Source organism: Microbacterium sp. Bi128 (assembly GCF_918698205.1).
This window is the reverse complement of sequence record NZ_CAKKMM010000066.1, coordinates 1-14,262: the sequence shown is the minus strand read 5'-3', so window position 1 is coordinate 14,262 and position 14,262 is coordinate 1. Positions and strand designations below refer to the sequence as shown.

The window sequence follows — 14,262 nt, the reverse complement described above, 5'->3', positions numbered from 1 at the left end:
CGCCTCGCGGCCCTGCCAGGCGACAATTCGTGGCGACTCACGCACCTGAGGCGGTCAGCGCACCTGGCGGGCGGCGAACTGGAGCCGCGGGTGGGCGTACGCCTCTTGCGACTCGACGAGCCGGAGTTCGCGCGAGCCGGACTCGTAGGTGTTCGACAACAGATCGAAGACACTGGATGCCGTGCGCGCCAGCGCGTCGGCCGCGTCGCCGCTGCGACGGTAGTGGGCGGTGAACAGCGCCGCCGTGACATCGCCCGAGCCGTTGGCCTTCATCGGGATGAGCGGGGTCTGGACGATCCACGCCCCGGCGTCGTCGACGACCATCATCTCGATCGTGTCGGGCTCGCGGTCGGGGCGCTCGACGCTCGTGACGAGCACCGTCCGGGGGCCGCGCGCGCGGACGAGGTCGGCGGACTCGAGGGTCGAGTCGATGCTGCCCGGCTCGGTTCCGGTCAGGAAGCCGAGCTCGAACTGGTTCGGCGTGAGGATGTCGGCGACGGGCACGACACGTTCGCGCAGCAACTCGGGGATGGCGGGGGCGACGAAGCACCCGGACTTGGCGTTGCCCATGACCGGATCGCACGCGTACACGGCATCCGGGTTCGCCTTCTTCACCCGGGCGACGGCGTCGATGATGACGTCGGCGATGCCCTCGCCGCCCTGGTAGCCCGAGAGCACGACGTCGATCTCTCCGAAGACCCCGCGCTCCTCGATGCCGGTGATCACGTCGGCGACGTCGGCGGGCGAGATGAGCGGCCCGCGCCAGGCGCCGTATCCGGTGTGGTTCGAGAAGTTCACCGTGTACACCGGCAGCACTTCGACGCCGATGCGCTGCAGCGGGAAGACGGCGGCCGAGTTTCCGACGTGCCCGTAGGCGACGGCGGACTGGATCGAGAGGACCTTCATCCCTCGATCCTCCCACTTCGCGTCGGCGGTCGGAGCGCGGCCACGGCCGTCGCGAGGTCGTCGGCGAGGGCCGCGGCCTCGACGTCGGTGAGCCCGTGCACGGTCAGGCGCAGGTAGTCGCCGGCGGCATCGGGGGACAGGAAGAAGTGGTCGCCGTCGCGGACGAGCCAGCCTCGGCGCATGAGCTCTTCGCGCACCCGCGCTGCCGGAGCCGGCAGCGGCACCCAGAGGTTGAGGCCGTCGCCGACGGTGAGCGGGAGCCCGCGTGCGGCCAAGAGGGCGGCGAACGCCGCGTTGCGATCCGCGTAGTGCGTGGCAGCCCGTTCGATCCCGTCGCGCACCTCCAGGTCGGTGACGAGAGCGAGAGTGAGCCGCTGCAGGATGTGGCTGACCCAGGTGGTGCCGGGGGTGAGACGCAGGGCGAGGCGGTCGGCCGTCTCGTCATCGGATGCCACGACCGCGAGGCACATGTCGGGTCCGAGGAACTTCGACACCGACCGGATGCGCGCCCATCGCTGCTGCGTCTCGCCGATGACCGAGTGCAGCGGCGCGCGCGAGAGGAGGGAGAAGTGGTCGTCCTCGATCACGAGCACGTACGGGTGGTCCGCGAGGACGGCCCGGAGCTCGGCGGCCCGCGTCTCGGTCAGGCTCGCCCCGGTGGGGTTGTGCGCCCGCGGAGTGCAGATCACGGCGCGGACGCCGTCGGCCAAAGCGGCGCGGAGTCCCTCGACCGTCATGCCCTCGGCATCCACCGCCACCGGCACGGCGCGATAGCCGCCCTGCCGGACGGTGTGCAGCGCCGAGAGGAAACAGGGGTCTTCGAGGGCGACGGCGTCGTCGCGCTGCAGAGCCTGCGCGAGCAGACGCTCGATCGCATCGCTCGCGCCGCTGGTGACGGTGATGCGCGGGGTGGGAGCGGGGAGGCCCTCGGCCATCCATTCGCGCGCCCACGCCTCCAGGCCCGGGTCGACGACGGGCTCGCCGTACAGGACCGGGCGGCCGGAGCGGGCGAGCGCGGCTGCGGGGTCGGGAATCAGCGCGGGATCGGGGTTGCCGGTGCCGACGTCGCGGAGCACGGTCCCCGCCGCGTAGCCCTCCTGCGCGACCGGCGCCTGCCCAGCGACGCGCGTTCCGCCGCGGCCGCGGGCGACGACGAGGCCCGCCTGGGCGAGCATCCGATACGCGGCGACCACGGTGTTGCGGTTGACGCCGAGCTCGGCGGCGAGGGCGCGTACCGACGGCAGCGCGTCGCCCGACTGGAGGTGCCCGCGCTCGATCCGCTCGCGCAGATCGGCCGAGATCTCGGATGCCGAGCGACCGGTGATATTGACGGACATGGGCCCCCTCTCGCCATCTCCAGCATATGTCCCGCGACGTGCTACCTTTTGGCCTAAGCCAAACAGAGCGCGCCCGAAGCGCGAAGGGAATCGACAATGACCGACACCGGAACCTCCCGCGTCAAGCGCGGACTCGCCGAGATGCTCAAGGGCGGCGTCATCATGGACGTCGTCACCGCCGACCAGGCGAAGATCGCCGAGGACGCCGGCGCCGTCGCCGTCATGGCGCTCGAGCGCGTGCCCGCCGACATCCGCGCCCAGGGCGGCGTCGCGCGCATGAGCGACCCCGACCTGATCGACGACATCGTGGCATCCGTCTCGATCCCCGTCATGGCCAAGGCCCGCATCGGACACTTCGTCGAGGCGCAGATCCTGCAGGAGCTGGGCGTCGACTACATCGACGAGTCCGAGGTGCTCTCGCCCGCCGACTACGTGAACCACATCGACAAGTGGAACTTCACCGTGCCCTTCGTCTGCGGTGCGACGAACCTCGGCGAGGCACTCCGCCGCATCACCGAGGGCGCCGCGATGATCCGCTCCAAGGGCGAGGCCGGCACCGGAGACGTCTCCGAGGCGACCAAGCACATCCGCACGATCCGCGGCGAGATCAACGCCCTGCGGTCCAAGACCAAGGACGAGCTGTACGTCGCCGCCAAAGAGCTGCAGGCCCCCTACGAGCTCGTCGCCGAGATCGCGGAGACCGGGACCCTCCCCGTCGTGCTCTTCACCGCCGGGGGAGTGGCCACCCCGGCCGACGCCGCGATGATGATGCAGCTGGGCGCGGACGGCGTGTTCGTCGGCTCGGGCATCTTCAAGTCCGGCAACCCCGCGCAGCGCGCCGCCGCGATCGTGAAGGCGACGACGTTCCACGACGACCCCAAGATCGTGGCCGAGGCCTCGCGCGGACTCGGCGAGGCGATGGTGGGCATCAACGTCGCCGACCTTCCCGCCCCGCACCGCCTGGCCGAGCGTGGCTGGTAACACCCCCCGCGTCGGCGTCCTCGCCCTCCAGGGCGACGTCCGCGAGCACCTCCGCGTGCTCGCGGGCCTGGGCGCCGACGCCCGGCCCGTCCGGCGCGCGTCCGAGCTCGCCGACGTCGACGGCCTCGTGCTGCCCGGCGGCGAGTCGAGCGTCATCGACAAGCTCGCGCGCGCCTTCGGCCTGTTCGACCCGCTGCGTGCGGCGATCGCCGACGGACTCCCGGTGCTTGGCACCTGCGCCGGACTGATCCTGCTCGCCGATCGCCTGGACGGCGCGATCGAGGGTCAGCGGACACTCGGCGGCCTGGACGTGCGCGTGCAGCGCAACGCCTTCGGCTCCCAGACGCAGTCGTTCGAGACCGACCTCGCCGTGCCGGTGCTGGGCGATCCGCCGGTGCACGCCGTGTTCATCCGCGCGCCCGTGGTCACCGACGCGGGTCCGGATGCCACCCCGCTCGCCACCCTGCCCGACGGACGCATCGTCGCGGTCGAGCAGGGGAACCTCCTCGGCCTGGCGTTCCACCCCGAATCCACGGGCGAAACGCGCTTCCACGCGCGGTTCCTGGAACGCGTCCACATGCGCACCGGGGTGTCGGCGCCCTCGTTCTAGACTGGAACCCATGTCCGGACACTCCAAATGGGCCACGACCAAGCACAAGAAGGCGGTCGTCGACGCCCGCCGCGCCAAGTCGTGGGCCAAGCTCATCAAGAACATCGAGGTCGCCGCCAAGCTCGGTGGAGCGGACCTCCAGGGCAACCCGACGCTCTTCGACGCGGTGCTCAAGGCCAAGAAGACCTCGGTCCCCAAAGACAACATCGACCGCGCCATCAAGCGCGGCGCCGGGATCGGCGGCGAGGCCGTCGAGTACTCGTCGATCATGTACGAGGGCTACGGCCCCAACGGTGTGGCCTTCCTCATCGAGTGTCTGACCGACAACAAGAACCGCGCCGCAGCCGAGGTGCGCACCGCACTCAGCCGTAACGGCGGCACCCTCGCCGACCCCGGCAGCGTGGCCTACAACTTCAGCCGCAAGGGCGTCATCGTCGTTCCCTCCGAGGGCACGACCGAAGACGACGTCATGCTGGCCGTCCTCGAGGCCGGCGCCGAAGAGGTCGAGCCGCACGGCGAGGGCTTCGGCGTCATCACCGAGGCGAGCGACCTCGTGACCGTCCGTTCCGCGCTCCAGGAAGCCGGGATCGAGTACGACTCCGCCGACGTCGAGTTCGTCCCCTCGCTGAAGGTCGAGGTCGACGCCGACACCGCTCGCAAGGTGTTCCGCCTCATCGACGCGCTCGAAGACAGCGACGACGTGCAGAACGTCTACACCAACTTCGACCTCACCCCCGAGGTGCAGGCCGAGCTCGAGAACGACGAGTAAGGGCGCGCCCTGCCCTCTCGCACGGCCCCGGCGCTTAGCGTGGGGGCCGTGTCTCGTTCTCTGCGCGTCCTCGGCGTCGACCCCGGCCTGACGCGTTGCGGTCTCGGCGTCGTCGATGTCGCCCCCGACCGCTCGGCCACGCTCGTGCACGTCGGCGTGGTGCGTTCCGCGGTGACCGATCCGATCGAACGTCGCCTGGCGACGATCGCCGCGGGGATCCGTGACGTCCTCGCCGCCCATGACCCCCAGGTCGTCGCCGTCGAGCGCGTCTTCGCGCAGAACAACCGCCACTCCGTGATGGGCACCGCGCAAGCGAGCGGCATCGCCCTGCTGCTCGCGGCGGAGCACGGCATCCCGGCCGCCACCCACACGCCGAGCGAGGTCAAGGCCGCGATCACCGGCTACGGGTCGGCCGACAAGCTCCAGGTGCAGACGATGGTCGCCCGGGTGCTGCGGCTGGACGCGCTGCCGCAACCCGCCGACGCCGCCGACGCCCTGGCACTGGCGCTCTGCCACGCCTGGCGCGGGGGAGCCGCGACCGCCACCACCGGGGGGGCTCTGACCCCCGCTCAGAAAGCGTGGCGGGATGCCGAGAAGCGCCAGACGTCGCCGGCGACGCGTGTCGCTCGAACAAAGGTCCGAACCGGCGCGTAGGCTCGGGACATGATCTCTTCGCTGCAGGGTGTCGCCGCGCACGTCGGCGACGATGCGCTCGTCGTGGTCGTCGGGGGAGTCGGGCTCTCGGTGGCCGTCACCCCGCAGGTCGCCCGCACCACCCACGTCGGCGCGCAGGTGCACCTGCACACGCATCTCGTCGTGCGCGAAGACGCCCTGTCGCTCTTCGGTTTCGAGACCCGTGAAGAGCTGACCGTCTTCACGCAGCTCATCGGCGTCACCGGCGTCGGCCCCAAGTCGGCGATGGGCGTCCTGTCCTCGCTCACGGTCCCGCAGATCGCCCAGGCCGTCACGGATGACGACGACGCGCCGTTCAAGCGCGTCTCGGGCATCGGCCCCAAGACCGCGAAGCTCATCGTCGTCCAGCTCGCCGGGAAGCTCGCCGTCGTGCCGACGCAGACACCGGCGGCCGTCGCACCGCACGGACAGGTGCCCCTCCAGGTCACGCAGGCCCTGATCGGACTCGGCTGGAGCGAACGCACCGCCGCCGAGGCCGTGGCATCCGTCGCCGAAGACGCCGCCGACGCCGACCGCGCCTCGGTGCAGGCGCTGCTGCGCCTCACGCTCGCGCTGCTCGGCCCCGCGCGCAAGGAGCCCATCGGTGGCTGACGTCGTGCGCGACGCGGGCACGCCCGACGACGAGACCGAACTGGCGATCGAGGGCGCCCTCCGCCCGACATCGCTGAGCGAGTTCGTCGGCCAGCAGAAGGTGCGCGGCCAGCTCCAGCTGCTCCTCGATGCCGCCCGCATCCAGCAGCGCTCGCCCGACCACATCCTGCTGTCCGGCCCGCCCGGACTCGGCAAGACGACCCTCGCGATGATCGTCGCCTACGAGAGCGGCCGACCGTTGCGCTTGTCCAGCGGCCCCGCGATCCAGCACGCCGGCGACCTTGCCGCGCTGCTGTCCTCGCTCACGCCGGGCGAGGTGCTCTTCATCGACGAGATCCACCGCATGGCCCGTTCGGCCGAAGAGATGCTGTACCTCGCGATGGAGGACTTCCGCATCGACATCATGGTCGGCAAGGGCGCGGGCGCGACGAGCATCCCGCTCGATCTCTCGCCCTTCACCCTCGTGGGCGCCACGACGCGCGCGGGGCTCCTCCCGAACCCGCTGCGCGACCGCTTCGGCTTCACCGCGCACCTGGAGTACTACGAGCCCGAAGAACTCGAACGGGTCGTCTCGCGGTCGGCATCCATGCTCGACGTGGGTCTACCCGGAACCGCTCGCTCCGAGATCGCGCGGCGCTCGCGCGGCACCCCGCGCATCGCCAATCGTCTGCTCCGCCGCGTACGCGACTACCTCGTCGTGCACGGCCCCTCCACCGGGACGGATGCCGGCGACGCCGACGTCCGCACCGTCGACGCTGCCCTCGACCTGTACGACGTGGATGCCATCGGCCTCGACCGCCTCGACCGGGCGGTGCTGGACGCGCTCGTCCGGCGATTCCGCGGCGGTCCGGTGGGACTCAGCACCCTCGCCGTCGCCGTCGGCGAGGAGCCCGAGACCATCGAGTCGGTGGTGGAGCCGTATCTTGTTCGCATCGGATTCATGGGCCGGACACCGCGCGGTCGTGTGGCCACCCCCGAGGCGTACGAACATCTCGACGTCCCCCACCCCGACGGGCTGCTCCGGTTCAGCCAAGGGGGATGACCTATACTCGGCGAGGGATTCCCCGACCCCCTTTGGCAGTGCCGCACGGCGCGCCGGAATCGAAAGGTGCACCGCCTCCATGGACTTCGCGAACTTCTTCGCCAACTACGGCCTGATCATCCTGCTGATCGGTCTCCTGGTCTTCATGTTCTGGAGCTCGCGTCGCCGCATGCAGAAGCAGAAGCTGGAGCAGGAAGAGAAGGCGCGCCAGACCGTTCCGGGCTCCGAGGTGCTGCTGCAGGGCGGCCTGTACGGAACGATCGTCGAGTACGACGGTGAAGACCTCGACAAGCCCGCTCACGTGGAGATCGCGCCGGGCGTCGTCATCAAGGTCCACAGCCAAGCCGTGCTGCGCATCGTGAACCCGGCGCAGGGCTTCGTCACCGAAGACGACTTCATCGAGGCCGAGGAGTCCGAGGCCGAGTACGTCGCCGGTGTCGCCGACGGCGACATCACCTCGATCAGCGACGACCACCGCGCGCGCCAGGCCACCGAGACCGAGCGCGACGACAAGGACCGCCCCCAGGCCTGACGCGCCTCCGCCCCTTCCGTTCACCGCCGCACAGAAAGCCGACTCCGTGGCGCCCTCGACTCCCGTCCGCCACGCCTGGCGCGTACTGACCGGACTGCTCGCCATCACCGGCGTGCTGTTCGGCATCAACGCGCTGGGCGTGTATGCCTTCCAGGCCAGCTCCTGGACCCCCGACCTCGCCCTCGACCTCCAGGGCGGAACCCAGATCATCCTCGCCGCGCAGACGACGGACGGAGCCGAGCCGGACGCCGAGCAGCTGCAGCAGGCCGTCTCGATCATCCGCCAGCGCGTGGACGCCTCCGGCGTCGGCGAGGCCGACGTGGCCACCGAGGGCGGCCGCAACATCGTCGTGCAGATCCCGGGGCAGGCAGACGAGGCCACGCGCCAGCGGATCCAGAGCTCCGCGCAGCTGCAGCTGCGACCGGTGCTGTTCTCGGGATCACCGGCGACGTCGTTCGTCGGCGAGGACGGCAACGCCACTCCGTACCCGACGCCCGACCCGAACCTCCCGTCGACGCCCACGGCCTCGCCCACCAACGCGAGCGACCCGGCGTACATCACCCCGGCACTGCAAGCCCAGTTCCTCGCGTACGACTGCGCGAACCCCGCCGTCAACCCCGCACAGGCGCCCGCGGACCAGCCGCTGATCACGTGCGGCCTGAACGATGGGCAGAAGTACATCCTCGGGCCCGTGGTGCTCGCCGGAACCGACATCTCGGACGCCACGAACGGCCAGGAGCAGAACACCGGCCGCTGGGCGGTCAACCTCGTCTTCAACGACCAGGGCACGCAGAAGTTCGGCGAGATCAGCCAGCGCCTCTACGGCGCCCAGGCGCCGCTGAACCAGTTCGCGTTCGTGCTCGACGGTTCCGTCCTTTCGGCCCCGTCGATGAACGGCATCATCCTCGACGGGCGCCCGAGCATCACGGGTAACTTCACCCAAGAGTCGTCGAAGGCGCTGGCCGACCAGCTCAAGTACGGCGCACTGCCGCTGAGCTTCCAGGTCGTCAGCTCCGATACCGTCTCGGCGACGCTCGGTTCGCAGCAGCTCCAGGTCGGCTTCATCGCGGGCCTCATCGGTCTCGGTCTCGTCGCGATCTACTCGCTCATCGTGTACCGAGCCTTGGGAACCGTGATCATCGCCTCGCTGGCGGTCATGGCGGTCCTGACGTACGTCACGCTCTGCATCCTCGCCTGGCGCATGGGCTTCCGCCTGTCGCTCGCCGGCGTCGCGGGCCTGATCGTCACGATCGGATTCACCGCCGACTCGTTCATCGTCTACTTCGAACGCATCCGCGACGAGTTGCGCGATGGCAAGTCGATCACCGCCGCGGTCGAAGACGGCTGGGCACGCGCCAAGCGCACCATCTACATCTCGAAGTCGATCAACATCCTCGCCGCGGTCGTGCTGTACATCCTCGCGGATGCCACCGTGAAGGGCTTCGCGTTCACGCTGGGCCTGACCACGGCTATAGACATCCTGATCTTCATCCTCTTCACCCACCCCGTGATGCAGTTGCTGGCGCGCACGCGCTTCTTCGGCAACGGCCACCCGCTGTCGGGCATGGACCCCGCGGCACTCGGCGCGGTCTATCGCGGTCGCGCGCAGTTCCGCGCCCCGGCTGCGGCTGCCGTCTCGGGTCGCGCCAACCGCTCGCGCGGCGAGGCTCAGCGTCGGCAGACGATCGCGGAACGCAAGCGCGCCGAACTCGCCGCAGCCCAGGGCAATACCCGCCCCACGAAGGAGGGAGACGACTGATGCGCTCCATGACGCAGCTCGGTAACGACCTCTACTCGGGCAAGACCTCTTTCCCGTTCGTCCAGCGCCGGCGCCTGTGGTTCATCATCGCCGCGGTCCTCGTGATCGGCGCGGCGCTGGTGCCCCTGTTCCGTCCCGTGGCGTTCTCGATCGAGTTCACCGGCGGATCGCAGTTCACCGTCTCCAACCCCGCGTCGTTCGACCAGGCCATCGCGACCGAGGCCGTGGCATCCGTCGTCCCGGATGCCGCGACCCGCGTGACCACGATCAGCGACCAGGCCGTACGGGTGCAGACCGACCAGCTCGACGACCAGCAGACGCAGAGCGTCTCGACCGCCCTTGCCGAAGGCTACGGGGTTCCCTCGAGTGAGATCACGAACTCGTTCATCGGACCCACGTGGGGTGAAGACGTCACCCGGCAGTCGCTGTGGGGCCTGGGCATCTTCCTCGCCCTGACCTTCGTGATCCTCGCCCTGTATTTCCGGACGTGGAAGATGTCGGTCGCCGCGATCATCGGCCTGGTGGACGTGCTCGTCATCACGATCGGCGTCTACGCGCTGTTCGGGTTCGAGATCTCGCCCGCCGCGGTCATCGGCTTCCTGACGATCCTCTCGTACGCGCTGTACGACACCACGGTCGTGTTCGACAAGGTGAGGGAGAATACGCGGGAGGACGGTGAGATCTCGGGACGAACGTTCGCCGAGTCCGTCAACCTCGCCGCGAACCAGACGCTCATCCGCTCGATCAACACCACGGTGGTGGCGATTCTCCCGGTCGGCGCGATCCTCTTCATCGGTGTGCCCCTGGGTGCGCGGACCCTGAGCGACATCTCGCTGTCGATCTTCGTCGGCACGATCGTGGCGGCCTACTCGACGCTGTTCGTGGCCGTTCCGCTGTACGCCCTGCTGCGCGAGCGGGAGACCCCGATCAAGGAGCGCGACGCCCGCGTGCTCGCCGCTCGCGCGAAGGCCGGTGTGCCCGCCTGACGGCGGGCACCGGTCCCGCCCGACGTAGGATGGGAAGGCTGACCGCCGAACCCGGGGGAGGGGACCTGTGACCGAGACCACGTCCCCCGCGCCACCGCCGTCCTCGCTGCGACGTCTCGTTCCGCGCATCTTCTCGCGTGCCGCCCGTCGCGACGACGTCGACAAGCTGCTGCGCACCGTTCGCACGCACCACCCCAAGGGCGACCTCGGCATCATCGAGCGCGCCTACGCCGTCGCCGACAAGGCCCACGACGGCCAGAAGCGGCAGAGTGGCGAGCCGTACATCACGCACCCGCTCGCCGTCGCGCAGATCCTCGCCGAGCTGGGGCTCGGCCCCAAGGCCATCGCCGCGGCTCTGCTGCACGACACCGTCGAAGACACGGGTTACCCGCTCGACGAGCTCGCGGCCGACTTCGGCGACGAGGTCGCGATGCTCGTCGACGGCGTGACCAAGCTCGACAAGGTCAAGTACGGCGAAAGCGCCCAGGCCGAGACGGTCCGAAAGATGATCGTCGCGATGTCGCGCGACATCCGGGTGCTGCTCATCAAGCTCGCCGATCGCCTCCACAACGCGCGCACGTGGGGCTTCGTCCCGCCGCACAAGGCTGCCAAGAAGGCGACCGAGACGCTCGAGATCTATGCGCCGCTGGCGCACCGGCTCGGCATCCAGGCCATCAAGAGCGAGCTCGAAGACCTCTCGTTCGCCGTGTTGCACCCCAAGCTCTACGCCGAGATCGAGAGCCTGGTGCGCCAGCGCACCCCCCAGCGCGAGCAGTACGTCCAGACCGTCATCGACAACATCGACGCCGACCTGCGCGAGCTCCGCGTGCGCGGCCGCGTCATGGGCCGCCCGAAGCAGCTGTACTCGGTGTACCAGAAGATGGTCGTGCGCGGCCGCGAGTTCGACGACATCTACGACCTCATCGGCATCCGGATCCTCGTGGGCACGGTGCGCGACTGCTACGCCGTCCTCGGTGCGATCCACGCGCGCTGGACGCCCCTGCCCGGCCGGTTCAAGGACTACATCGCCACTCCGAAGTTCAACCTCTACCAGTCGCTCCACACGACGGTCATCGGTCCGAGCGGTCGCACGGTCGAGATCCAGATCCGTACGCACGAGATGCACCAGCAGGCGGAGTTCGGCGTCGCGGCGCACTGGAAGTACAAAGAGCGCATGGCCGGGGGAAAGACGGATGCCAAGGCCTCCGACACCGACATGGCCTGGATCGCCCGCATCTCCGACTGGCAGGCCGAGACCGCGGACCCGGGGGAGTTCCTCGATTCGCTGCGCTTCGAGATCGGCGCGAAAGAGGTCTACGTCTTCACGCCGAAGGGACGCGTGATCGGGCTCCCGAAGGGCGCGACTCCCGTGGACTTCGCGTACGCCGTGCACACCGAGATCGGGCACCGCACGATGGGCGCCAAGGTCAACGGGCGCCTCGTGCCGCTGGAGACCGAACTGCAGTCGGGCGACGTCGTCGAGGTCTTCACGTCGAAGAACCCCGACGCCGGCCCCAGCCAGGATTGGCTCGGCTTCGTCAAGAGCACCCGCGCGCGGAACAAGATCCGCGGGTGGTTCACCAAGGAGCGCCGCGAAGAGGCCATCGAGCAGGGCAAGGACTCCATCGCCCGCGCCATGCGGCGGCAGAACCTGCCGCTGCAGCGCCTGATGAACCAGGACTCCTTCGCCGAGGTCGCCCGGCACTTCCACTACGAAGACGTCGCGGCCCTGTACGCCGCGGTCGGCGAGGGACACGTCTCGACCCAGTCGGTCATCGAGAAGGTCACCGCACTCGTCAGCGCCGACGACACCTCGACGGGACCGATCGACCTGCCGCAGGTCGGACGCAGCCGCGCCCCGCGCGGCGGCGATTCCGGCGTGCTCGTGCGCGGCGCCCCCGACATCCTCGTCAAGCTCGCCAAGTGCTGCACGCCGGTGCCCGGTGACGAGATCGTCGGCTTCGTCACGCGCGGGAGCGGCGTCTCGGTGCACCGCGGCGACTGCACGAACGTCAAGTCACTGCGAGAGGACCCCGAGCGGCTCATCGAGGTCGAGTGGGCTCCGACGACCAAGAGCGTCTTCCTCGTGCAGATCCAGGTCGAAGCCCTCGACCGTTCCGGGCTGCTGAGCGACGTCACTCGCGTCCTGAGCGAGCACCACGTCAACATCCTCTCGGCCACCGTCTCGACGACGAACGATCGCCTCGCACTGAGCAAGTTCGTGTTCGAGATGGGCGACACCGTGCACCTCGACCGCGTGCTCAATGCGGTGCGCCGCATCGACGCCGTGTACGACGTGTACCGGGTCACTTCGTCCTGACCGCCGCGAGCAGATCGTCGGCCCGCTTCCCGTAGGGGAAGCGCGGATGCCGCGCGAGCCACGCCCGCGCGCCTTCGGCGACGTCGGGGGCGGTGCCGGCCCATCGTCGCGCGATCCCGCGATCGTCGGCATCCTGCGAGCGGGCGAGATCGACCAATGTCCGCTCGGGGCGGGCGACGCGGACACCGGCGATCGTCATCACGTCGTCCGGAGCGATCCGCACGTCGTGGACGAGCACTCTGCCGCCGCGGAGCGGACGCGCCCGCTCAGCACTCGCCCGCTGCACACGATGGCGGGACGGCTCGACGGCGAGGCCGCCGTGCACCCAGGCCGCGGTCGAACGCACGGCGGCCCACCGGTCGCCGAGGAGCGGGGCCAGGCTCCGTGCCCGCATCCAGGGCGTCTCTACGGCATCGGCCGGCATGAATCCCTCGCCGATCGGGATCAGCAGACCGTCGAGACACGCGGCGGTCAACTCCGGCAGCGAGAGTCGTTCTCCGGGGAAATACAGAAAAGGAGAGGCCATCCCGTCAGTGTGACGGGACGGCCTCTCCTGCGGCGCCGCGGGGCGCCAAACTGTGGAGAACGCTCAGCCCCCGAGCGCGCGCAGCCAGGTGCGACGCGCTTCGAGTGCTTCGGCCGCCTGCGCGGCGGCGCGCTTGTCGCCCTTGGCCTCGGCCGCGGCGAGCTCGGCCTCGAGCTTGTCGATCGCGTCGGTGAGCTGACGCGTCATGTCGTTGGCACGCGCCTTCTGCTCGGGATCGTTGCGCTTCCACTCGGCGTCTTCGCGGGTGCGGACGCTCTGCTCGATCTTGCGGAGCTCGTCGTCGAGGACGCGCTCCTTGTCGCGGGGGAAGATGCGCCCGATCTCGTCCCACTGGCGCTGGATCGCGGTGAGCTTCTGACGCGCCGTCGCCAGGTTCTTCTCGTCGACGATCGGAGCCGCCTCGTCGAGGAGCGCGCGCTTCTGCTCGATCTTCTCTTTGGACGCTTCGGCGTCAGCGGTCTCGCGGTCGATGCGCGCACCGTACAGCGCGTCTCCGGCGGCCTTGAACCGGGCCCAGAGCGCGTCGTCGACCTTGCGGCCGGCACGGCCCGAGGCCTTCCACTCGTCGAGAAGATCGCGGTAAGCCGGGATGCCATCCTCGCCACGCGGAGCGAGAGCCTCGGCCCGCTCGACCAGGCGCGTCTTGATGTCGCGGGCGGCCTTGTGCGTCTCGTCGAGTGCCGAGAAGAACTCGCGGCGGTGACGGTCGACCGTGGCGCGAGCGTCGCGGAAACGGCGCCACAGCGTCTGAGCGGTCGACTTGGGCAGCCGGGGGCCGTTCTGCTGGTGGGCCTGCCAGCTGTCGAAGAGCGCCGACATGTCGGCCGTCATCTGCTTCCACTGGACCGTCTGGGGGTCGCGGGCGGCGAGGGCCTCGGCCTGCTCGACGATCTCGGTGCGTGCGCGCACGGCATCCTCGACGGCCTCCTTGGCCGCGGCAGCCTCGGTCTCGGTCGCCTCGGCCAGCTCGGCGGTCAGCGCGTCCAGGCGCTCCAGCAGAGCGGCGAGGTCGCCGACGGCGGCGGCTCCGTCGACCTTGTCGCGCACCGTCGCGGCCGTGGACCGCAAGTCGGACGCGGACGCGCCCCCACGGCGGTGGCGCACCTCGAGGAGCGTGACCTCGCCCGCCAGATCGGCGAACTTGCGCTGGTAGTAGGTGAGCGCCTCGTCCGCGGTCCCGTCGGGGTAC

General features: G+C 69.9%; 14 protein-coding genes. 10 read left to right on the top strand and 4 right to left on the bottom strand.

Going from position 1 to position 14,262, the window contains the following annotated elements; genetic code table 11:
- Positions 1-54 precede the first annotated feature (54 nt).
- Together pdxY and LQV45_RS07650 are read right to left on the bottom strand one after the other, a co-directional pair.
- Positions 55-906: a pyridoxal kinase PdxY gene (gene pdxY, locus LQV45_RS07655; protein WP_230006483.1), complete on the bottom strand. Its 852-nt coding sequence runs from the start codon at positions 904-906 to the stop codon at positions 55-57.
- On the bottom strand, positions 903-2,243 hold the full coding sequence (locus LQV45_RS07650) for an aminotransferase class I/II-fold pyridoxal phosphate-dependent enzyme (RefSeq protein WP_230006482.1): 1,341 nt from the start codon (positions 2,241-2,243) through the stop codon (positions 903-905). Before LQV45_RS07650 ends, pdxY begins: the two co-directional genes overlap by 4 nt.
- Positions 2,244-2,339: 96 nt before the next feature.
- Here LQV45_RS07650 and pdxS point away from each other — a divergent pair, with 96 nt between their 5' ends.
- From pdxS to LQV45_RS07600, 10 genes are all read left to right on the top strand, one after another.
- Complete coding sequence (gene pdxS / locus LQV45_RS07645; protein ID WP_230006481.1) at positions 2,340-3,224, top strand: pyridoxal 5'-phosphate synthase lyase subunit PdxS; 885 nt, start codon at positions 2,340-2,342, stop codon at positions 3,222-3,224.
- Positions 3,214-3,834: a pyridoxal 5'-phosphate synthase glutaminase subunit PdxT gene (pdxT, locus tag LQV45_RS07640; RefSeq protein WP_230006480.1), complete on the top strand. Its 621-nt coding sequence runs from the start codon at positions 3,214-3,216 to the stop codon at positions 3,832-3,834. The genes pdxS and pdxT overlap by 11 nt, the downstream gene beginning before the upstream one ends.
- Before the next feature lie 10 nt (positions 3,835-3,844).
- Positions 3,845-4,603 carry a YebC/PmpR family DNA-binding transcriptional regulator gene (locus LQV45_RS07635; protein WP_138172634.1) on the top strand — a complete coding sequence of 253 codons (759 nt, stop codon included), beginning with the start codon at positions 3,845-3,847 and terminating at the stop codon, positions 4,601-4,603.
- Between the two features lie 48 nt (positions 4,604-4,651).
- Positions 4,652-5,257, top strand: coding sequence for a crossover junction endodeoxyribonuclease RuvC (ruvC, locus tag LQV45_RS07630; protein ID WP_230006479.1), 606 nt, complete (start codon positions 4,652-4,654; stop codon positions 5,255-5,257).
- A gap of 9 nt (positions 5,258-5,266) precedes the next feature.
- Entirely contained in the window at positions 5,267-5,887 is a 621-nt protein-coding gene (gene ruvA, locus LQV45_RS07625) for a Holliday junction branch migration protein RuvA (protein ID WP_230006478.1), read from the top strand.
- Complete coding sequence (gene ruvB, locus LQV45_RS07620) at positions 5,880-6,929, top strand: Holliday junction branch migration DNA helicase RuvB (protein ID WP_230006477.1); 1,050 nt, start codon at positions 5,880-5,882, stop codon at positions 6,927-6,929. The genes ruvA and ruvB overlap by 8 nt, the downstream gene beginning before the upstream one ends.
- 79 nt (positions 6,930-7,008) lie before the next feature.
- Entirely contained in the window at positions 7,009-7,461 is a 453-nt protein-coding gene (yajC, locus tag LQV45_RS07615; protein ID WP_138172638.1) for a preprotein translocase subunit YajC, read from the top strand.
- A 46-nt stretch (positions 7,462-7,507) separates the two neighbouring features.
- Positions 7,508-9,220 carry a protein translocase subunit SecD gene (secD, locus tag LQV45_RS07610; protein ID WP_230006476.1) on the top strand — a complete coding sequence of 571 codons (1,713 nt, stop codon included), beginning with the start codon at positions 7,508-7,510 and terminating at the stop codon, positions 9,218-9,220.
- Positions 9,220-10,206, top strand: coding sequence for a protein translocase subunit SecF (gene secF / locus LQV45_RS07605; protein ID WP_230006475.1), 987 nt, complete (start codon positions 9,220-9,222; stop codon positions 10,204-10,206). Before secD ends, secF begins: the two co-directional genes overlap by 1 nt.
- A gap of 67 nt (positions 10,207-10,273) precedes the next feature.
- Positions 10,274-12,526: a bifunctional (p)ppGpp synthetase/guanosine-3',5'-bis(diphosphate) 3'-pyrophosphohydrolase gene (locus LQV45_RS07600; protein ID WP_138172641.1), complete on the top strand. Its 2,253-nt coding sequence runs from the start codon at positions 10,274-10,276 to the stop codon at positions 12,524-12,526.
- On the opposite strand, the gene LQV45_RS07595 is transcribed toward LQV45_RS07600, so the two are convergent.
- Together LQV45_RS07595 and LQV45_RS07590 are read right to left on the bottom strand one after the other, a co-directional pair.
- Positions 12,513-13,052 carry a type IV toxin-antitoxin system AbiEi family antitoxin gene (locus tag LQV45_RS07595; RefSeq protein ID WP_230006474.1) on the bottom strand — a complete coding sequence of 180 codons (540 nt, stop codon included), beginning with the start codon at positions 13,050-13,052 and terminating at the stop codon, positions 12,513-12,515. The two genes, LQV45_RS07600 and LQV45_RS07595, sit on opposite strands and share 14 nt — an antisense overlap.
- A 63-nt stretch (positions 13,053-13,115) precedes the next feature.
- Positions 13,116-14,262 (bottom strand): DUF349 domain-containing protein (locus tag LQV45_RS07590; RefSeq protein WP_230006473.1); only part of this gene is annotated, 1,147 nt, incomplete at its 5' end.